The sequence below is a fragment of the Buttiauxella selenatireducens genome (assembly GCF_031432975.1).
Classification (GTDB): domain Bacteria; phylum Pseudomonadota; class Gammaproteobacteria; order Enterobacterales; family Enterobacteriaceae; genus Buttiauxella; species Buttiauxella selenatireducens.
Map to the genome: position 1 here is coordinate 4,858,980 of NZ_CP133838.1, position 20,725 is coordinate 4,879,704.

Annotated in this window: 19 protein-coding genes and 1 riboswitch; of the genes, 9 read left to right on the forward strand and 10 right to left on the reverse strand. The window is 51.3% G+C overall.

Going from position 1 to position 20,725, the window contains the following annotated elements; all coding sequences use genetic code 11:
- Position 1: 1 nt before the first annotated feature.
- Both RHD99_RS22300 and malK read right to left on the reverse strand, forming a co-directional pair.
- Entirely contained in the window at positions 2-1,318 is a 1,317-nt protein-coding gene (locus RHD99_RS22300; protein ID WP_183272389.1) for a maltoporin, read from the reverse strand.
- Positions 1,319-1,362: 44 nt separating this feature from the next.
- Positions 1,363-2,472, reverse strand: coding sequence for a maltose/maltodextrin ABC transporter ATP-binding protein MalK (malK, locus tag RHD99_RS22305; RefSeq protein WP_183272388.1), 1,110 nt, complete (start codon positions 2,470-2,472; stop codon positions 1,363-1,365).
- Positions 2,473-2,857: 385 nt separating this feature from the next.
- Here malK and malE point away from each other — a divergent pair, with 385 nt between their 5' ends.
- The 3 genes from malE (at position 2,858) to malG (ending at position 6,687) form a co-directional block, all read left to right on the forward strand.
- The gene (gene malE / locus RHD99_RS22310) at positions 2,858-4,048 is read left to right on the forward strand and encodes a maltose/maltodextrin ABC transporter substrate-binding protein MalE (protein WP_309876671.1); all 1,191 of its coding nucleotides are present in this window, start codon (positions 2,858-2,860) and stop codon (positions 4,046-4,048) included.
- A 191-nt stretch (positions 4,049-4,239) separates the two neighbouring features.
- Positions 4,240-5,784, forward strand: a complete 1,545-nt coding sequence (malF, locus tag RHD99_RS22315; protein ID WP_270141336.1) for a maltose ABC transporter permease MalF — start codon at positions 4,240-4,242, stop codon at positions 5,782-5,784.
- A 12-nt stretch (positions 5,785-5,796) separates the two neighbouring features.
- Positions 5,797-6,687 (forward strand): maltose ABC transporter permease MalG, encoded by an 891-nt coding sequence (gene malG / locus RHD99_RS22320; protein WP_309876674.1) that lies wholly within the window; start codon positions 5,797-5,799, stop codon positions 6,685-6,687.
- A 106-nt stretch (positions 6,688-6,793) separates the two neighbouring features.
- On the opposite strand, the gene psiE is transcribed toward malG, so the two are convergent.
- The 6 genes from psiE to pgi all read right to left on the reverse strand — a co-directional run bounded on the left by psiE (position 6,794) and on the right by pgi (position 13,266).
- Entirely contained in the window at positions 6,794-7,201 is a 408-nt protein-coding gene (gene psiE, locus RHD99_RS22325) for a phosphate-starvation-inducible protein PsiE (RefSeq protein WP_183272384.1), read from the reverse strand.
- Between the two features lie 199 nt (positions 7,202-7,400).
- Complete coding sequence (locus RHD99_RS22330) at positions 7,401-9,497, reverse strand: YjbH domain-containing protein (RefSeq protein WP_309876677.1); 2,097 nt, start codon at positions 9,495-9,497, stop codon at positions 7,401-7,403.
- Positions 9,497-10,237 carry a capsule biosynthesis GfcC D2 domain-containing protein gene (locus RHD99_RS22335; protein ID WP_309876679.1) on the reverse strand — a complete coding sequence of 247 codons (741 nt, stop codon included), beginning with the start codon at positions 10,235-10,237 and terminating at the stop codon, positions 9,497-9,499. Before RHD99_RS22335 ends, RHD99_RS22330 begins: the two co-directional genes overlap by 1 nt.
- Positions 10,234-10,872 (reverse strand): YjbF family lipoprotein, encoded by a 639-nt coding sequence (locus tag RHD99_RS22340; RefSeq protein ID WP_309876681.1) that lies wholly within the window; start codon positions 10,870-10,872, stop codon positions 10,234-10,236. The genes RHD99_RS22335 and RHD99_RS22340 overlap by 4 nt, the downstream gene beginning before the upstream one ends.
- A 65-nt stretch (positions 10,873-10,937) precedes the next feature.
- Positions 10,938-11,183 (reverse strand): exopolysaccharide production protein YjbE, encoded by a 246-nt coding sequence (gene yjbE, locus RHD99_RS22345; protein WP_183272380.1) that lies wholly within the window; start codon positions 11,181-11,183, stop codon positions 10,938-10,940.
- A 433-nt stretch (positions 11,184-11,616) separates the two neighbouring features.
- The gene (gene pgi / locus RHD99_RS22350; protein WP_309876683.1) at positions 11,617-13,266 is read right to left on the reverse strand and encodes a glucose-6-phosphate isomerase; all 1,650 of its coding nucleotides are present in this window, start codon (positions 13,264-13,266) and stop codon (positions 11,617-11,619) included.
- A 211-nt stretch (positions 13,267-13,477) separates the two neighbouring features.
- Between pgi and RHD99_RS22355 the strand changes: the two genes are divergently transcribed.
- The 4 genes from RHD99_RS22355 (at position 13,478) to RHD99_RS22370 (ending at position 18,576) form a co-directional block, all read left to right on the forward strand.
- Complete coding sequence (locus tag RHD99_RS22355) at positions 13,478-15,283, forward strand: cation:proton antiporter (RefSeq protein ID WP_309876684.1); 1,806 nt, start codon at positions 13,478-13,480, stop codon at positions 15,281-15,283.
- 51 nt (positions 15,284-15,334) lie between these two features.
- Positions 15,335-15,554: riboswitch (Lysine riboswitch) on the forward strand.
- 157 nt (positions 15,555-15,711) lie between these two features.
- Positions 15,712-17,067, forward strand: a complete 1,356-nt coding sequence (gene lysC / locus RHD99_RS22360; protein WP_309876687.1) for a lysine-sensitive aspartokinase 3 — start codon at positions 15,712-15,714, stop codon at positions 17,065-17,067.
- A gap of 92 nt (positions 17,068-17,159) precedes the next feature.
- Positions 17,160-18,107: a ketopantoate/pantoate/pantothenate transporter PanS gene (gene panS / locus RHD99_RS22365; RefSeq protein WP_270141354.1), complete on the forward strand. Its 948-nt coding sequence runs from the start codon at positions 17,160-17,162 to the stop codon at positions 18,105-18,107.
- A gap of 196 nt (positions 18,108-18,303) precedes the next feature.
- Positions 18,304-18,576: a YjbD family protein gene (locus tag RHD99_RS22370; RefSeq protein WP_064541291.1), complete on the forward strand. Its 273-nt coding sequence runs from the start codon at positions 18,304-18,306 to the stop codon at positions 18,574-18,576.
- 1 nt (position 18,577) lies between these two features.
- Here RHD99_RS22370 and rluF read toward each other — a convergent pair whose 3' ends face one another.
- Positions 18,578-19,450 carry a 23S rRNA pseudouridine(2604) synthase RluF gene (rluF, locus tag RHD99_RS22375; RefSeq protein ID WP_183272375.1) on the reverse strand — a complete coding sequence of 291 codons (873 nt, stop codon included), beginning with the start codon at positions 19,448-19,450 and terminating at the stop codon, positions 18,578-18,580.
- Positions 19,451-19,666: 216 nt separating this feature from the next.
- Between rluF and RHD99_RS22380 the strand changes: the two genes are divergently transcribed.
- On the forward strand, positions 19,667-19,981 hold the full coding sequence (locus tag RHD99_RS22380; protein WP_309876692.1) for a type II toxin-antitoxin system RelE/ParE family toxin: 315 nt from the start codon (positions 19,667-19,669) through the stop codon (positions 19,979-19,981).
- Positions 19,971-20,264, forward strand: a complete 294-nt coding sequence (locus tag RHD99_RS22385; protein ID WP_309876694.1) for an addiction module antidote protein — start codon at positions 19,971-19,973, stop codon at positions 20,262-20,264. The genes RHD99_RS22380 and RHD99_RS22385 overlap by 11 nt, the downstream gene beginning before the upstream one ends.
- A gap of 54 nt (positions 20,265-20,318) precedes the next feature.
- Here RHD99_RS22385 and RHD99_RS22390 read toward each other — a convergent pair whose 3' ends face one another.
- Positions 20,319-20,720: a hypothetical protein gene (locus RHD99_RS22390; protein WP_309876696.1), complete on the reverse strand. Its 402-nt coding sequence runs from the start codon at positions 20,718-20,720 to the stop codon at positions 20,319-20,321.
- Positions 20,721-20,725 lie beyond the last annotated feature (5 nt).

Below are 20,725 nucleotides of genomic sequence, written 5' to 3' on the forward strand. Positions count from 1 at the left end.
ATTACCACCAGATTTCCATCTGGGCACCGAAGGTGAACTCGTCGTTATCGCCACGGCTGGTAGAGAATGTACCGTTACCGGTATTGTCTGCGATGGCAAAGCGAGTGGTATCACCGCTAGCATTTTTCGCATAACCCCATTGCTCATCCCAACGTGCGTAAGTTGCAAACAGACGCAGTGCTGGACGTGACCAGATGCTGTCGCCTGCTTGCCATTGTTGTGCCAGCGTAATTTTGTACTGACCGTTGTGATCGCCCGTTTCCTGGGATTTCACGTTGTCGTAGCCAAGTTCCAGCAAGGTGCTCATGATTGGCGTCCATTTGAACATTGGGCGCACACCGACGGTGTACCACTCAGTCCCCTGGTTATCATCCATATCCAGGTTCTGGTACATAGCGACATACATCAGGTCCCAACGGTCGGCCAGAGTAATTGCACCGTGGTCGAGTACACGAATCATGCTGCCGTCGTTGTTGATGCTACCGCCCTGCGCCTGACCTTTACCATTGGAGGTCATAGAGTCAGTTGCGTACTGGACAACGAATTTGTTGAAGCCTTTCATCATGCTTTGGGTGTGTTCAAGAGTCCCCATCCAGCCGTCTTTAGACGCGCCAGGTTGCAGATAATAGTCATCAGGAATGTTGGTGTGGCCGTAATCTACACCCAGCTCCAGGGTACCGCCTGGGTTGGTTTCAATCCCCGCCCAACGCACGTCAAATACGTCGTTTGGTACTTTGTTGTTATAAGTACGCTCACCCGTCACTGGATCGAACTCAGCAGCACCGGAAGAACCACCGGATTCAGCGGAACGAGTCGCAGCAAAGGAGAGTTTACCTACGCCGACATCGATGTTTTCCAGACCTGCACCAGGACCAGAAATATCCCAGTAGTAGAAGTCGATCATGTGAACGTCATGACGTTGGTAGAAGCGCTTACCAGCCCACATGTTGGCGCCTGGCAGCGAGTCGATGAGGTTTTTACCCTGCACGTTAAATTCACGGATTGCTGGAGTATTGCCATCTTCCCAGTCGTTTAACTGTGGAGAGTTATAGGCAATGTTGGAGTCGAAATAGAAGCTCTTATCGCCTTCTTTCCAGACTTCTTGTCCTAATTTAATTTCCGCATAGGTTTCACATTCGTTACCAAGACGGTATTTAGATTGAGCACCTGTTGCCTGGAAACATTCTTGAGGTCCGCCGCTACCAGTCCAGCCGATACCAGAACGGGCATAACCGTGGAAATCCACAGCCAGAGCCTGAACAGACATAACGCCTGCTGCTACGGCGACTGCCAGTGGAAGTTTGCGCAGAGTAATCATCGATCTATCTCCTGAATCATTGCTTTTCTTTTTTATGGGAATGCTTAAACACCTGGCTCTTGATGCAGCCGACGACATGCAGTGCCATCCTCACGGAACAGATGGCAACGCTCTGGCGGCAAGCCAATAGCGAATGTGGCACCCTCTTTTACCAACACCACGTCATTCTGGCGGTACACCAGGTTCTGACGGATGGCGGGGATTTGGATATGAATCTGAGTTTCATGGCCGAGTTGCTCAACCACCTGGACTTCACCTTCCAGAGTGACGTCTGCGATCTCGCTTGGTAGAAGATGTTCCGGGCGAATACCAAGAGACATATTGGCGCCGACCTGAACTTCTTTGCTTTCAACCGGCAGCCAAACTTGCTGACGGTTAGGTAATTCAACCTGCACTTGATCGATTGCGGTTGCGGTCACTTTCACTGGCAGGAAGTTCATTTTTGGTGAGCCAATAAAGCCCGCAACAAAACGATCTGCCGGATAGTGGTACAACTCGAGTGGTTTACCGACTTGCGCGACACGACCTGCGTCCAGCACCACAATCTTGTCGGCAAGCGTCATCGCTTCGACCTGATCGTGAGTCACGTAAATCATGGTGCGCCCAAGGCGCTTATGCAGTCGGGAGATCTCAATGCGCATCTGCACACGCAGCGCCGCATCAAGGTTTGAAAGAGGTTCATCAAGCAGGAATACACGTGGTTCAGCCACCAGCGTACGGCCAATCGCGACACGCTGACGTTGCCCACCAGAAAGCGCTTTCGGGCGACGTTCTAACAAATGCGCCAATTGCAGCGTTTCCGAAACCTGAGTGACTCGCTGATTAATTTCGCTTTTCTTAGCGCCGGCCAACTTCAGGCCGAAAGACATATTTTCTGCAACGGAGAGATGGGGATATAAAGCATAAGACTGGAACACCATACCAACACCACGTTCAGCGGGTGGAATGTCATTCATACGTGCTTCGCCAATGAATAAATCACCGCTAGTGATAGTTTCCAGCCCCGCGATCATACGCAACAGTGTGGATTTTCCGCAGCCCGACGGACCAACAAAAACCACGAACTCGCCTTCCTGGATGTCCAGATTGATATCTTTCGATACCACCACATCACCCCAGGCTTTTGTTACGTTCCGTAGCTGTACGCTTGCCATGTACTTCTCCCTTTATTCCGTCACGATGCTAATTGGCAGGTGATTCAATATGTGTCGGACTATGACGGATCTATACATTTGGTAACTCCTCCACCCTGATGTTTTTTATGGGGGAGGAGGCGGGAGGATGAGATGTGGGTTTGTGCAACCGGTTACAGTGCACACAAGAGATTTTCGTGATCGTGGTTTCAAATTTCCGGGGGGTTTTGTGTGCGCCAGGACACATAACTGGCAGTTATGGAATGGGGATCACAGATAATCGGGGTGGGGCGTAGGGCGAAGGAGGATGAGAAGCACTTGCCATCTGAGCAAACTGGCAACCGTAACGCCACTACCTTGACCTTGATGTATCCACGCGCAAACAACCATTCAAAGGATGGGACACATGAAAATTAAAACTGGCGCCCGCATCCTCGCTCTGTCTGCCCTGACAACGATGATGTTTTCCGCCTCTGCACTGGCAAAAATAGAAGAAGGCAAACTGGTTATCTGGATTAACGGTGATAAAGGCTATAACGGCCTGGCCGAAGTGGGTAAAAAGTTTGAGAAAGACACTGGCATTAAAGTCACCATCGAACACCCGGACAAACTGGAAGAGAAATTCCCACAGGTCGCAGCCACTGGCGATGGCCCGGATATTATCTTCTGGGCGCACGACCGTTTCGGGGGTTACGCGCAATCTGGCCTGCTGGCCGAAATCACTCCAGACAAAGCATTCCAGGACAAACTGTATCCGTTTACCTGGGACGCGGTACGTTACAACGGCAAAATTATCGCTTACCCCGTCGCGGTTGAAGCGCTCTCTCTGATTTACAACAAAGACCTGGTACCCAATCCGCCAAAAACCTGGGAAGAAATCCCTGCGCTGGATAAGCAGTTGAAAGCGAAAGGTAAGAGCGCGTTGATGTTCAACCTGCAAGAACCGTACTTCACCTGGCCGCTGATTGCTGCCGACGGTGGCTATGCGTTCAAACTCGAAAACGGCAAATATGACGTGAAAGATGTCGGCGTGGACAGCGCAGGCGCGAAAGCAGGCCTGACCTTCCTGGTCGACATGATTAAAAACAAAAACATGAACGCGGATACCGATTATTCCATCGCCGAAGCGGCCTTTAACAAAGGCGAAACCGCGATGACCATTAACGGCCCGTGGGCATGGTCCAACATTGAGAAGAGCAAAGTCAATTACGGCGTGGCGCTGCTGCCAACCTTCAAAGGCAAACCTTCCAAACCGTTCGTCGGTGTTCTGAGTGCCGGTATCAATGCTGCCAGCCCGAACAAAGAGCTGGCGAAAGAGTTCCTGGAAAACTACCTGATGACCGACCAGGGCCTGGCTGAAGTCAACAAAGACAAGCCATTAGGCGCTGTTGCTCTGAAATCTTACCAGGATCAACTGGCGAAAGACCCACGCATCGCTGCAACCATGGATAACGCCCAGAAAGGCGAAATCATGCCAAACATCCCGCAAATGGCTGCTTTCTGGTACGCCACTCGCACCGCGGTGATTAACGCAGTTAGCGGCCGTCAGACTGTTGATGAAGCGCTGAAAGACGCTCAGGGACGTATTACTAAGTAATAACAACGCCCTCATCCCGGCCTTCTCCCCCAGGAGAAGGGGAAAACAGCTCCCTCTCCCTCAGGAGAACGGGGATACCAACCCCCCTCTCCCTCAGGAGAACGGGGGTACCAACCTCCCTCTCCCTCAGGGAGAGGGTTGGGGTGAGGGTGGTTTAAGTGAATCACCAATGAGATGTAGAGGAAGACCCCATGGATGTTGTTAAAAAGAGCCACTGGTGGCAAAGCGATGTACTGAAATGGTCAGTCATCGGCCTGCTGGGCCTGCTGGTGGGTTATCTTATTGTAATAATGTACGCCCAGGGGGAGTACCTGTTCGCCATTATGACGCTGATTTTAAGCTCACTTGGCCTCTATATTTTTGCTAACCGCAAGGCGTATGCCTGGCGCTATGTTTACCCTGGTATGGCCGGTATGGGGCTGTTCGTGCTGTTCCCATTGGTGTGTACCATTGCGATTGCCTTCACCAACTACAGCAGCACCAACCAACTGACACAAGAGCGTGCCCAGCAGGTGCTGATGGACCGCCAGTATCAGGCGGGCAAAACCTTTAATTTCGGCCTTTATCCAGCGGGCGATGAGTGGCAACTGGCCCTCACCGATGGCGAAACCGGCAAGAATTTCATCTCCGACGCCTTTAAATTTGGCGGCGAACAACATCTGAAACTGAAAGAAGCGGAAGCGCTGCCTGAAGGCGAAAAAGCAAATCTGCGTGTGATTACGCAAAACCGTACGGCGCTGACGCAAATTACCGCTCAAATGCCTGATGAAACCACGCTGACCATGAGTTCTCTGCGCCAGTTCTCCGGCACGCGCCCACTGTATACGCAGGCCGATGATGGCGAGCTGACGAACAACCAAAGCGGCGTGAAGTACCGTCCGAATAACAACATTGGTTTTTATCAGTCTGTTAATGCCGATGGCAACTGGGGCAATGAGCAATTAAGCCCGGGCTACACCGTCACTATCGGCTGGAAAAACTTCTTACGTGTCTTCCATGATGAAGGCATTCAGAAACCGTTTATGGAGATTTTCGTCTGGACGATCATCTTCTCAATCCTGACGGTGATTCTGACCGTGGCGGTCGGCATGATTCTGGCGTGCGTCGTGCAGTGGGAATCCTTGAAAGGCAAAGCGATTTATCGCGTGCTGCTGATACTGCCCTACGCGGTGCCGTCGTTTATTTCCATCTTGATTTTCAAAGGGTTGTTCAACCAAAGCTTCGGTGAAATCAACATGCTGTTGGGATCGCTATTTGGTATCAAACCCGAGTGGTTTAACGACCCAACGACCGCGCGTTCAATGATAATTATCGTGAATACCTGGCTCGGCTACCCATACATGATGATCTTGTGCATGGGCTTGTTGAAAGCGATTCCAGACGACTTGTACGAAGCCTCGGCGATGGATGGCGCAGGTCCGTTCCAGAACTTCTTTAAGATTACGCTGCCGCTGCTGATTAAACCTTTGACGCCGCTGATGATCGCAAGCTTTGCCTTTAACTTTAACAACTTCGTACTGATTCAACTGTTAACCAACGGTAGGCCAGACCGCCTCGGCACCACGACACCTGCCGGGTACACGGACTTGCTGGTGAGCTACACCTACCGTATCGCCTTTGAAGGCGGCGGTGGTCAGGACTTTGGTTTAGCCGCGGCTATCGCGACGCTTATCTTCATTCTGGTTGGCGCGCTGGCGATTGTTAACCTGAAAGCCACCCGCATGAAGTTTGATTAAGGAGCGACACTCATGGCCATGGTTCAACCCAAATCTCAAAAGCTGCGTTTGTTCACCACGCATCTACTTTTACTGCTGTTTATCGCGGCAATTATGTTCCCGCTGCTGATGGTCATTGCGATTTCACTGCGTCCGGGTAACTTCGCGACGGGCAGCCTTATCCCGGATCAAATCTCCTGGGAACACTGGAGGCTAGCGCTGGGCTTTAGCGTGCAACATGCCGATGGCAGCGTAACGCCACCGCCGTTCCCGGTGCTGTTATGGCTGTGGAACTCCGTCAAAATTGCGGCCATTACCGCACTGGGGATTGTGACGCTCTCGACAACGTGTGCTTATGCCTTTGCCCGTATGCGTTTCTCAGGCAAAGCGACGTTGCTCAAAGGGATGCTGATTTTCCAGATGTTCCCGGCAGTGCTGTCACTGGTCGCGTTATACGCCTTGTTTGACCGCCTCGGTCAGTACATTCCGTTTATCGGTCTGAATACGCATGGTGGGGTGATCTTCGCCTATCTTGGCGGCATCGCGCTGCACGTTTGGACGATTAAAGGCTACTTCGAAACAATTGATAACTCACTGGAAGAAGCGGCGGCAATCGATGGGGCAACCCCATGGCAAGCCTTCCGCCTGGTGCTGCTGCCACTGTCTGTACCGATTCTGGCGGTGGTATTTATCCTGTCGTTTATTGCCGCGATTACCGAAGTGCCTGTCGCCTCGTTGTTGCTGCGTGATGTCAACAGCTACACCCTGGCGGTAGGTATGCAGCAATACCTCAACCCACAAAACTATTTGTGGGGCGACTTTGCTGCGGCAGCGGTACTTTCTGCCATCCCAATTACCGTGGTGTTCTTACTGGCGCAACGCTGGCTGGTGAGCGGCCTGACGGCCGGTGGGGTGAAAGGCTAAGATTACCTGTAAGTTATTGCTTCACATTATGTAATGCCACTGCAAACCCTCAATTTGACCTTATTATCATTTCCGGCGGCCTTAGGGCCGCCATTTTTTTACTCCGCTATTCCCGCTTCAAACGGCTGCTGTTACATAACCACAGCGTAATCACCAGCAACAGAATGGCACCGGAGTAAATCAGCACGTCCAGCGGCTCTTTATGGTCGATGATGATGAGCCGCACAATCGCGGTTATGCCGATATAGACAAAGTAACGCAGCGGGAAGTGATAACCAGACTGAAAGTACTTAACGATCAATGCGATAAATTCGAAATACAGGAAGTAAACCACCAGCCCTTCGATCAGCAGATATTTGCTGGCCTGCTCACTGGGCGTGAATAGCACATTGGCTAAGTGCAGGGTTTCTTTACCGAGGAAGATAATGAGGATCAGGCCGAGGGTGAGCAGGGCCAGATTAAGTACCGTTTGCAGAACGGTGGCGATCAACTCAACGCGGGTGGTAGTCGTCATAGCAGCACCTGATGGATTATGTTTCCGAGGGCTGTTATACGTTGAAAGTGTGATCTGGATCTAGATTATTTACTTATATATGCACCCTCACCCCGGCCCTCTCCCTGAGGGAGAGGGAGAAACGAAGTACGCTCTCCCTTAGGGAGGTAGGAAAAGAACATCCCCTCTCCTGGGGGAGAGGGTTAGGGTGAGGGCGTCCTTAGCGGAAATTCACACTGCGATCGCTCGTCATCCCATACAACTCAAACTTACGTCCCAACATCTGCCCACCGTCACGCGTTAACGGCGTCCAGCCAATCTGCGCACGGCTACGGGTTGGTGACGACGAGAAGATATCCAGCGGGACATTCACGTAGAAACCTTTGGTGAAGTCCCCTTCCCCGTATTCTTCTTTGGAAACGTTAGTAATCGTGGCGTAAGTCCCGACGACCACACCGCTGTCGAAGCGTTTGGAGATTTCCAGCGTACCGCCTTTATCTTTCGCCAGATACTGACCAATGCTCAGCTTCACCAGAACATCGTCGGCAAACGGCGGCGTCCAGTAGCCCGTGATATGGCCGGTGGGTGCGCTGTAATCAGTGAACTTCATCATGTCTAACGAGCTGGTCCAGTCACGCTGTTTGACGTAGTTGGCGTTGGCACCAATTGCCCAATTGCTGTCGACCGGGCGATACAGAACTTCCGCCCCCACCCCGCCATACATGGTTTCGAGATAACCACCGTATACCTGCCCATACCAGCTGTTACCCAGATACTGGAAGTAGTTGGCTTGCAGATTGTTGACGTAGACATCGTTCTCGACGTAGTCGCGGACGTGGGTACGCACGCGCGGCAACGTCGAGTCATTCGGTGGATTGGTGTAGTTAAATTTGTCGTAGTTATTGGCGATGTTGGCAAACAGGCTGCCGGTCGTCAACAAATGATCCGTGACCCACCAGTCGGCGGTTCCCATCACGCCGACCTGGTACATATAGAAACTTTCCGGCCCGCCAATCGACTGATTCAGCACCGGGTTAATCGAGAAATTCACTCTGGATTTATCGATGAAATACCCTTGCTCCGTTTTCTCAGGCACCACGGGCTCAACACGTTTCTGCACCTGCGGTGTTTCATGACCAAGTGGCTCGCCTTCCAGATGATGACGTAAGCTCGACACATCCGTTTCGGTCGTCACCTGCGGCATATTCAAACGCGTTTCAGTAATACGAATGGTGCGGATATTCTCCGGCAGGTCGTTCATGATGATGCGGTTGGCGCGTTCAATTCCTTCGCGGGAATCGCGGTATTTCACCTGCTCCCCCGTCACATACAAGGTCTCGCCTTTCACCTGAATATTCGGATTGGCAAAGCCCGCATTGTATTTGAGTTGCGTCAGTTGGTTGGCGACCACCGTTGGCTGCAAAATTTCGTCTTGCGGCTGCGGTTGGTATTGCGGGCGACGGCTATCGTTATACCCTGGGCGTAAGTCGTTGAAGTTAGCCCGCAACGTGACGCCAAACATGAAGGTATTGCCGCGCTCATAACTGAGATTAACGTCTGCCCAGTCGGCGACACGGTAGATAGCGCCGACATTAACGTTGCTACGTTGCTCGATTTTTCCGGCAAAATCTTGGGTGTAATTATTGCCTTCATATTCCAGCTTGAGGCGCAACGGTTGCCACGGCGTTTGGTATTCGATACCGCCGAACAATGACGCGGGGCCATGAAACATGCCGCTGAAATCAAATGAACCCGCCTGGTTGTAACTGTTGTCGCGATAGCAAAAGCTGTTGCTCACTTCGCAAAACGGGTTCTTTACGTTACCGCTCGTGCCCATGTAACCCCAGCCCAGCCCAAGGGTGAAATCGAATGGTCCCCAGGCTTTGCTCGCAACCACATATTCACTGTCGAACAGCCCGGTACCGCCCAAGTCGCGGACTCCCACCGCGACTTGCGGCAAGTAATACCTCTCTTCCCAAAGACGGATTTTCATGTCGAAAGCTTTATCTTTGTAGGTCTGATCGCCCGAAAAAGCATCGACATTGCTGTACTGTTTCGTGCGCACGTCGGTATAGCGCAGCGTCGTTTCCAGCCAGGGGAAAAGCTGCACCGAAGCCGAGTAAAAGCGGTACTGATCGTTATCGCGATAATTGAGGCTAAACTCCCCTTCGCGAGCCATGCGGGCCGTGGGTGTTTGCAGCAAACCGACACCGCCGAAATCCGATTGAGACGGGCCGACAGGTGCAGGGAAAGTTTCTGCCTGGCAGGCAGAAGAAACAGCCAGAGCAAGCAGGCTGTAGAGCGTTTTTTTCTTCATCAATCCGGTCTCCGATGAGTCAGAGAGTTAAGGATTTGCTGATTCATAGCGTTGAAATCAGAATTAAAAAGCCGGTCTTTAAAACCAACAAACAGGATGCTTCCCGGTGTGAGTTCGACATGGCGGTTATTCCAGTACGCCACCGGCGCTTTTTGTGTTTTCCCGTCTGGATAAATCACCCATGCGTAGCTGCGATCGGCGCCACTGAGTTTGTCGACGCCCTCCAGATATTCATCCGCACTGCGTCCCGCAACGAACGGCCTCACACCTGGCGTGCTCACTAACCCCATGACAGTGACCGTGGAAGGCTGCGGCCCTGCCCACAGGCTGTATTCACCTTGCAAGGGAACATTGGCGCGAGGATGGACGCGAACCCAGTCGGGATCGAGGTCAACAAACTGCCGTCCGGTGACGTGAATAGCCTGCATCTGCTGGCGCAACCCGTTGATTGCGGCCGCAGCATCACCGTTTTCCTGTGCTGATAATTCGCTCAATGAGGCCAGTAACTTTTGATGTTGCTGTTCTGCAATCGCCGTTGCTTGCCGCTCGCTGATGACAGCACCTGGCCACCATGTGTGAGCAAGTGACGGCTGGGAGACTAAATCTGCCAGGCGTTCGACGTGGGTGAGTTGCTGATTGCCAGGATAAACAGTGACCGTACCTGCGGCGTAAGTGGCAGCACTAGTGGCCAGGCCGGATAAGCAAAGTGCGGCCCACCAAAGTGAAGCTTTTATTTTCATTGTTTTGCCGCCTTCAACAGGATCGTAGTGACAGGCCAATAATCGGGGCCAAGATATTGTGTTGACTGGCGCACCTGCCCTTCGCTGTCTATCCAGAAACGGTTATGCCAGGTTTTACCCAAGGCCGTCACTTCTTCATCGAGGACGCGAACAGGCGTGGTGCTGACAGCCACTTTCAGTGTGTCTGTGCCCTCCCAGGTGAAGGTTGAATGCGCAGTCGCCATACGCACCTGCTGGTGTTCGGTCCAGGCCATTTGCCGTGTCCAACGGGTGCCATCCACAATCTGGTTCACTTTTGCCAGCGGGTCGCTTGCCAGGTTTGTCACTTGCTGGAGGTTGTCGCCAAGACCTGTAGTTTTTACGATGCGACCATTTTCCGTGACGATCATCGCCCGGTCCTGAGTGACCCACTTTTGCTGGCCATTTTCGTCATAGGCCAACACCACAAATATTTGCGGGCCGTGATTAATGCGCATGTACTGGCTGGCGTAGCGCATATTCTGGATCTCGTCATGGGTGAGCTGAATACCGTCATCACCAACAATGCTGTGCCAAAGCGACGTGCCAAGGCCTTTGGTGGAGTCAGAACAAGCCTGAAGTAATAAGCAGACAAGAAGGATTGCGAGTCGCTGCACGAGGTTTCCCTAAGATCGAAAAATAACCACACCGAAGTGTGGTTAGGATTAAATCACCCTTGAAATTACCGGGTGCTGGTCGTCGTCGTGGTTGTCGTTCCAGTGTTGGAACCGTCGCCACCACCGGTTGCAGCAAGTGCTACACCCACTGCCGACCCGACAGTGCTGGCGCTGGTCGCAGTAGAACTGCCTGCGGACACAGAAGTCGCTTGTGCGCCGGCTGCTTCACCCACTGATATCGGATCTGCAATCGAAACACCTGACGCTGCCAGCGTGAATATGGCTAAAGCGCCATAAAGAACTTTCTTCATAACAATTTCCCTTCATTGAATGAATGGAGATGTGCCCAAAAGAATTTCAGGCGTTTTGGAGTATACACAACAAGGAATAATGACAGGCCGAAAGGGGAAATATGAAAGGCGCTTTAAGAAAAAGGGAAATAGAATATACTTAGGTTCGTTTAATTTAAATTTAACACCTTAAAAACAATAAGTTAAAATACATTCAAGTGATATACACATCCAATTAATCCGAAAATAATTCCGCTGCATCATCAGCGTATAATCATTTTTAGGATTAACCTCACGGAGGTGTATCAGGGATATTATTCGGCAAGGGGATTAATCTTATAATGATTTAAATGAATAAGCCGACATAATGTCGGCTTATATTTAACTACGATTCCTGTACCCTAAATAATTCGAGTTGCAGCCAACACCGCCACAACTTGAAGTATGACCGGTATTATGCGCGCCAGGACTTGTAACGGTTAATCAGGCCGTTGGTGGAGCTATCGTGGCTATTAATCGCTTTATCATCGCCCAGCTCTGGAAGAATACGGTTCGCCAGTTGCTTACCTAATTCAACGCCCCACTGATCGAAGGTGAAGATGTTCAGAATTGCACCCTGAGTGAAGATCTTGTGCTCATACAGCGCAATCAATGCGCCAAGGCTGAACGGAGTGATTTCACGCAGCAGGATGGAGTTCGTTGGACGGTTGCCTTCGAAGACTTTAAACGGCACAACGTGATCCAGCGTTTTAGGGTCAAGACCCTGCGCTGCATATTCCTGCTCAACCACGTCGCGAGCTTTACCAAACGCCAGTGCTTCTGTCTGTGCAAAGAAGTTAGACAGCAGTTTAGGATGGTGGTCGGAAAGCGGGTTGTGGCTGGTTGCTGGGGCGATGAAATCGCAAGGAACCATTTTGGTGCCCTGGTGAATCAGCTGGTAGAACGCGTGCTGACCGTTGGTGCCTGGCTCGCCCCAGATGATTGGGCCAGTCTGGTAATCCACAGCATTGCCGTTACGGTCAACATACTTACCGTTGGATTCCATGTTGCCCTGTTGGAAATAAGCGGCAAAACGGTGCATATACTGGTCGTATGGCAGAATCGCTTCGGTTTCAGCACCGAAGAAATTGTTGTACCAGATACCGATCAGCGCCAGCAGCACTGGCAGGTTCTGTTCTGCTGGTGTATTCGCGAAATGCTGGTCCATTGCGTGAGCACCGCTTAGCAATTCCACGAAGTTTTCGTAACCGACAGACAAGATGATGGACAAGCCAATGGCTGACCACAGGGAGTAACGGCCACCGACCCAGTCCCAGAACTCAAACATGTTGGCAGTATCGATACCGAACTCACCGACGGCTTTCGCGTTGGTAGACAGTGCAGCAAAGTGTTTCGCAACGTGCTTGTCATCGCCCGCGGTTGCCAGGAACCAGTCGCGCGCGCTGTGGGCGTTAGTCATGGTTTCTTGAGTGGTGAAGGTTTTAGACGCTACCAGGAACAGCGTGGTTTCTGGGTCAACATTCTTCAGCACTTCAGCGATATGAGTACCATCCACGTTGGACACAAAGTGCATGTTGAGATGGTTTTTGTATGGACGTAGCGCTTCAGTCACCATGAATGGGCCAAGGTCTGAACCGCCGATACCGATGTTCACAACATCAGTGATCGCTTTGCCGGTGTAGCCTTTCCAGCTACCGCTGATAATGCTTTCAGAGAAGGTTTTCATCTTCTCAAGCACGGCGTTCACTTCCGGCATCACATCTTTGCCATCAACGATAATTGGCGTGTTGCTGCGGTTACGCAGTGCAACATGCAGAACAGCACGGTCTTCAGTACGGTTAATTTTCTCACCAGAGAACATGGACTTGATTGCGCCCTGCAAATCCGTCTCTTTCGCCAGCGCCTGCAGCTTAGACAGGGTTTCTTCCGTGATGCGGTTTTTTGAATAATCCACCAGCATTAAATCATCGAAAGTGGCGGAGAACTTAGCAAAACGGTCGGCATCCTGCGCGAAAAGCTCAGCGATAGTGACATCTTTCATTTCGTCAAAATGCGCTTGCAAAGCCTGCCATGCAGCGGTCTGCGTTGGGTTGATATTCTTCATAGCGATACCCTTTTGATTTGAGAACTGTGACTGCGGTCAATTGTATATCCACAAAACGGGATTTGTGATGATTTTTCTGTCGAGGCACAGGGAATAGCGTTTCAGATTATGTGCCAGCGAAAAAGTTATCGGGTTGGACTCTGCCAGTAGCGTCCCCGTCTACACTGAGAAAAACAGTATGGCCTTGTACACCAGGTAAGGTAAAAATTTTATGGAACTGTCCGTACCTCTTTTATTGGTGATCATCACCATTAGCTCACTGGCTGCGCAGTGGCTGGCGTGGGCGATTCGGCTTCCAGCCATTTTGCCTTTGTTGCTGTTCGGCTTGATTCTTGGCCCGTTTACCCATGTGCTCAATCCCGACCTTCTGTTTGGCGAGCTGCTCTTTCCGATTGTTTCCTTATCGGTTGCCATTATCTTGTTCGAAGGCGCGTTGACGCTGCGTATTGATGAGATTCGTGGGCTGGGTGGGGTTGTGCGCAACCTGGTCAGTATCGGCATGTTGGCGACCTTTGCCGTCATCAGCCTCGCCTGTTGGGGTCTTCTGGGTTTAGATCCCTCGCTTGCGGCATTAGTGGGCGCAGTGACGGTTGTCACCGGCCCGACCGTTATCGCCCCGCTTATGCGCGTGGTACGTCCCAATGCAGCGATTAATCAGGTATTGCGCTGGGAAGGGATTGTCATCGACCCGGTTGGCGCGATTTTCACCCTGTTGGTATTCGAATTTATTACCCTGCGCCATGACGCGGGCTCGAATTTGCACCTGCTGATAACCTTCGCGCAAACCGTCGTGGTCGGCCTGGCCTGCGGTGGGCTGTTTGGCTGGCTGCTTGGGACAGCATTAAAGCGCGTCTGGTTTCCGGGCTATCTGCAAAACTTTGCGGTGCTGGCGGTGGTATTACTGACGTTCGGCCTCTCTAACTCGCTGGCCGATGAGTCAGGGTTGTTGGCCGTGACGGTTCTGGGAATTTGGCTGGCGAATATGCGCGATGTCGACGTCAGCGATATCGTCGCTTTCAAAGAGGAGCTGTCCGCTATTCTTATCTCGGCGCTGTTTATTATTCTGGCGGCGCGATTAGATATCTATGGTGTGATTGCGATGGGCTGGCCGCTGATAGCGCTGCTGCTGGTGATTCAGTTCGTCGCCCGTCCATTATGCATTGCGATTTCAACCTTCGGTTCGACGCTAACCTGGCGGGAAAAATTGCTGCTGAGCTGGATTTCTCCACGCGGTATTGTCGCTGCGGCGGTCAGTTCGCTGTTCGCCCTGACATTGCAAAAAAATGGCTACGAAGGTGCGGATAAACTGGTGAGCGTGGTGTTTGCCATCATCATTGGTACTGTCGTTCTGCAAAGCCTGACCAGTGGCCCACTTGCCCGGTGGTTGGGGGTGCAACAACGCAAGCCCCGCGGCGTACTCATTATTGGCGCTAACACGGTGGCGCGTACGCTGGCTCATGCGCTGGTAAAACAAAATGTACCGGTACTGCTCACCGATAACAGTTGGGAATATTATCGTCTGGCACGCATGGAGGGATTACCGGCTTATTACGGTAACGCCTGGTCTGAACATGCAGAAAACTACCTCGATTTAAGCAATATTGCACAAGTGCTGGCACTTTCGCCCAATCGCCATCAAAACGCACTGGCGGTTTATCATTTCAGCCACATTTTCGGCAGTGAAAAAGTTTTTTCTATCCGCTCAGGTTCCGCATTAAAAGGTCGAACCAGCAACGAAAGTGCTCGTTTTCGCCGTCATGAAAAACTTTTTCCTGAAGATGTCACCTGGAGCAGTTTGAGTAGTCAGTTGGCCAAAGGTGCAACCATCAAAGCGACGCGACTAAATGAAAATTTTGGTTGGCTGGATTATTTGGAGAAAAATCGCGGCGTAGTGCCACTATTTTCACGTCTGGAAGAAGGAAAAACTACCGCGATAAATGGACGCACTCCTCCGACCTTACCCTGCACCCTGATTGCACTGGTGCAGAATGAAAACTCTGCATCTTCCAGGCGTTGACATCTGTCGCGTTACCTTTTATTTCTATACGGCTACTTGCTCACTTGTGAGTAAGCCAGAAGAGGCGCGTCGCCCAGGTATCGTGTCTGAGGAGCCAATCCGCAGACGACACAGGAGGGGGAGCGGCGCCGAGATAATGTGCGTATGGCAGCGTATGTTATCGACTACAAGGGCTGAATCCCTTGGGTTGTCACCGAAGCATTCGGCAGTTGGATGCTTATACCCGGATAGCACACACTCTGGGTAGACAAGGTGGGGCGCTTCTGGGTGTATCCGTAGTTCAGGTTTTCTTTTCTACGTCTGCCCCTTTCCCGCTCCCCCTTGTGCCAAGGCTGAAAATTTACTGCTATTACCCCGGAATTATTCGAGCGCATCCTACAATCATGCGGCCTGAAGAATGACGGATTGGTCCCTGACACGAGGTTGTAATGTCTTACCCACAAACCGTTATCGCCAAATTTGGCGGCACCAGCGTTGCTGATTACGACGCAATGAATCGCAGCGCTGATGTTGTGCTGGCCGATGAAAACGTTCGCGTAGTGGTACTTTCCGCTTCTGCGGGTATCACCAATTTACTGGTTGCGCTGGCGCAAGGCCTGGAAGCGACGCAGCGTTTCGTTAAGCTCGATGCTATTCGCAAAATTCAATATGACATCGTCGAGCGTTTGGCGAACCCGCAGATCATCCGCGAAGAAATTGAACGCCTGCTTGAAAATATCACCACGCTTGCTGAAGCGGCGTCTCTGGCGACGTCTGCTGCGTTAACAGACGAATTGGTCAGCCACGGCGAATTAATGTCGACACTGCTGTTTGTCGAGATCCTGCGTGAGCGCAAAGTCGATGCGCAATGGTTCGATATCCGTAAAATCATGCGCACCAATGACCGTTTTGGCCGTGCTGAGCCTGATGTGGCGACATTAGCAGAGCTGGCGAGCCAGCAGCTTAAACCGCGTCTGGCGCAATCCCTGGTGATTACTCAAGGTTTTATCGGAAGCGAAGCCAAAGGCCGCACCACCACGCTTGGCCGTGGCGGCAGCGACTATACTGCGGCATTGTTGGGTGAAGCGCTGAAAGCCATCCGTGTTGATATCTGGACTGACGTCCCGGGCATTTACACCACCGACCCGCGCATGGTGCCAGCGGCAAAACGTATCGACAAAATCGCGTTTGAAGAAGCCGCTGAAATGGCGACATTCGGTGCTAAAGTCCTGCATCCGGCGACATTACTGCCTGCGGTTCGTTGTGATATTCCGGTGTTTGTGGGTTCAAGCAAAGATCCAAAAGCAGGCGGAACGCTGGTCTGCAACCAAACCGACAATCCGCCATTATTCCGTGCTCTGGCCGTCCGTCGTAAACAAACTCTGGTGACACTGAACAGCTTGAGCATGCTGCATGCTCACGGTTTCCTCGCGGAAGTGTTCAATATTCTGGCGCATCACAATATTTCCGTAGACTTGATTACTACTTCCGAAGTCAGCATCGCGCTGACACTGGATACCACGGGTTCTACGTCAACGGATGAAAGCCTGCTGACTACCTCACTGCTGACTGAGCTTTCCTCGCTGTGCCGTGTGGAAGTGGAAGAAAACCTCGCCCTGGTCGCGATCATCGGTAACAACCTGTCCAAAGCGTGTGGCGTGGGCAAAGAGGTCTTCGGCGTACTCGAACCATTCAACATTCGCATGATTTGCTACGGCGCATCCAGCTATAACCTGTGCTTCCTGGTGCCTGGCAATGACGTTGAACAAGTGGTGCAAAAACTTCATCATAATTTGTTTGAATAAGTTTTAATCTCATGCAATGAATACCAAATGCCGGGCTCGATCCCGGCATTTTTATAACCATAAAACAACACAACACTTGCAAGGATCTCAATATGCTCGCTGTATTCACCCGGCTGTTTCCGCTGTGGGCGGTACTGCTGTCTGTACTCGCCTATTACACTCCCGGCACGTTCACCCCCATTGGTCCGTGGGTTAGCACCCTTTTGATGCTGATTATGTTTGGCATGGGCGTGCATCTCCGGATAGATGACTTTAAACGGGTGCTATCACGCCCGGCACCTGTCGCGGCGGGGACGTTTCTGCATTATCTCATCATGCCGCTGGCAGCCTGGGTGCTGGCGAAACTGTTCCATATGCCTCCTGACCTTTCCGCTGGCATGGTGCTGGTAGGCAGCGTGGCTAGCGGTACGGCGTCAAACGTGATGATTTATCTGGCAAAAGGCGATGTGGCACTCTCGGTGACCATTTCTTCTGTTTCCACGCTGGTTGGGGTTTTTGCCACGCCATTGTTGACGCGTTTGTATGTCGATGCGGATATCAAAGTAGATGTGATGGGTATGCTTCTGAGCATCCTGCAAATCGTGGTGATTCCAATTGGCCTCGGTTTGATTGTGCACCACCTATTCCCACGCCTTGTAAAGCGTGTAGAGCCCTATCTGCCAGCATTTTCGATGCTCTGCATTCTGGCGATTATCAGTGCAGTGGTGGCCGGTTCGGCTTCGCATATCGCATCGGTTGGGCTGATGGTCATCATTGCGGTCATTCTGCATAACGGTATTGGGTTACTGAGCGGATATTGGGGTGGGAAGCTGTTTGGTTTTGATGAGTCCACTTGTCGCACACTGGCAATCGAAGTGGGTATGCAGAACTCGGGCCTTGCTGCCACGCTCGGCAAGATCTACTTCTCTCCGTTAGCGGCACTGCCTGGCGCACTGTTCTCGGTGTGGCACAACCTGTCCGGCTCGGTTCTGGCGGGTTACTGGTCCGGCAAACCGATTGATGAAAACGAAGGCAAGCGTTTGAAAAAACGCCGCGCGTGATTTACCGCTGATTAAGCAAAAAGCTCGGGAAACCGGGCTTTTTGCTTTTAACTCAACAAAACATCGGCAAATCTGCCAATACAACTCAGCGTTTTTACCAACATTTTAGGGGAACTTTGCGACCAGAAGCTGATTTTTACTGAGCTGGCGAGCAGTTTGCTTTACACTGGAGGTCACTTCTTAAGAGGCCGCAACAATGTCCACATCAAGACTGACACAACAAGATATGACCGAAGCCGAGCAGCGCGAACTGAAAACGCGGCTAGACCGCGCACGCATCGCCCATGGTCGTCCCCTGACAAACTCAGAAATCAACCACGTTAAAAAAACCTATATCGACCAATTAATGGAAGCGCGTGAACAGGCGGCTAAAAAAGTTCGCCAGATCAAAAAGCAAAAAGCAGCAAAACCAGATACCTCTGCAACCTATTCCTGGTCTGCCAACAGCCATTCACGCGGAAAGCGCTAATCTAGCGCCCTTTCTTTTTACGCCCTGGCTGGGCAAAGCGTTTGCGTGAAGCAAGCTCTGCCGGGGTTTTCGCGCTGCTCTTTGGCCCCGCACTTACCGGTTTTTTTGCAACGGCGGGTTTAGCCTTTGGTTTTTTCGCAGGCTTCGCCTCTGAAGAAGAATTCTCAATCAGCTTAAACAATTCAACCAACTCATCGTCAGTTAAATCACGCCATTCACCCAGCGGCAGCCCTTTCATGCTGACGTTCATAATGCGAGTACGTTCCAGCTTCGTCACTTCATAACCAAAGTGTTCGCACATACGGCGAATCTGGCGGTTAAGGCCTTGAACCAGGGTGATGCGAAACACAAACGGCGCTTCTTTCTTCACTTTGCATTTTTTGGTTACCGTTCCCAACATCGGAACGCCTGCACCCATGCCACGAATAAACTCGTCAGTGACCGGTTTATTGACCGTGACGACGTACTCTTTTTCATGGTCGTTCCCGGCACGCAGGATTTTATTCACCAGATCGCCATGGTTGGTGAGGAAAATCAGCCCCTGGGAATCTTTATCTAAACGCCCAATAGGGAAAACGCGTTTGCTGTGGTTAACGAAATCGACAATGTTGTCCTTTTCGCCATCTTCGGTGGTACTCACGATACCCACAGGCTTGTTCAGCGCGATAAGAACCAGATCGTCTTCATCACGGGGTTCTATTAACTGGCCGTTGACCTTCACCACATCTCCGGCAAATACCTGATCGCCAATCGCGGCGCGTTTGCCGTTGATAAAAACATTTCCCTGTTCGATGTAACGGTCGGCGTCACGGCGGGAGCAGATACCGCTCTCGCTAATGTATTTGTTCAGACGTGTTGATGAGTTGGGCAGCATGGTTCCTCCGTAAAACCTGGAATATACCCTACCTGAAGAGCGATGCGAACAGGGAACAGTGACTTTGTCTGTTTATCTGGAGCTTCCTCGCAGTGAGCGAAAGTGAGTTGCGACCTGGGTTCCGGATAAATCATAACGCCATTGTGAACAACCTCTAAAAACGACTAGTTTCAGCTCCCGACTCGCTATTCCTTACGTATTTTATAAACTACAATCATGAATGAACTAAGACAGTCAAAAGCGTTCCGCGCGTGGTTAGATGACCTCCAGGATCGAAGAATAAAAACGATTGTTGCTACCCGACTTTTACGTCTGAAGAACGGTATCACAGGAGATGTTCAACCTGTTGGTGAAGGTATCAGTGAACTTAGAATTCATTATGGCCCGGGCTACCGTATTTACTTCCAGCAACGCGGAAGATTAATTGTGTTAATTCTTTGTGGTGGGAACAAAGGATCGCAATCCAGAGACATTGCTTTGGCTAAAATGTTAGCCAGAAATTGGATAGATGAGGATGAATATGAGGAATAGTGAATTTACAACCTATGATCCCGCAGAGGCATTGGTCGATGATGAAGAAATCGCTTTTTTCATTGCCGACGCCCTGGAAACCGGTGATGCAGCCTACATTGCCAAAGCACTTGGCGTTGTGGCACGGGCGAAAGGCATGACCGACGTTGCCACTGAAACAGGTTTGTCCCGTGAGCAGTTATATCGTTCGTTTAGTGAAGAGGGAAACCCTACGCTCAAAAGTACACTGGCAGTGATGAAAGCATTGGGGATTGAATTAACGACTAAAATCCCTCACTCCTGAATCAATGGGCAAATGCGGGCAACGAAGAGAGATTCATTACCCGCAGAGGATGACTTACTTAGGTGTCGCAGCAATCGCCGCTAATTTTTTCTGGATATCTTTATCCAGATTATTCACCCAATGGTTGTATGAGCGGTGTATTTCCCCGCCTGATGCCAGCAAATTAACGCTGCTGACATAATTAATGGAGTAATCCCTTTCGCTGTAGTTAATGCGAACAGTGACGCTGTGCTTACGAATATTTTGTGTCGCATTAATCACACCTGGACCTGCCACGGACATTACCCAGTCACGCCCTTGCCCGGCATTAATAATCGCATCCTTGACCTGCTCAGTGGTCACATGTTGGGTGATAATCGTGCGTGGTGTGCGCACGGGTTCTGTCCGGTCAAGTGCCGAGCATCCCGCCAATGCAGCAACACAAAGTACCCCTGCCAATAATTTTTTAAAATTCACTGTCG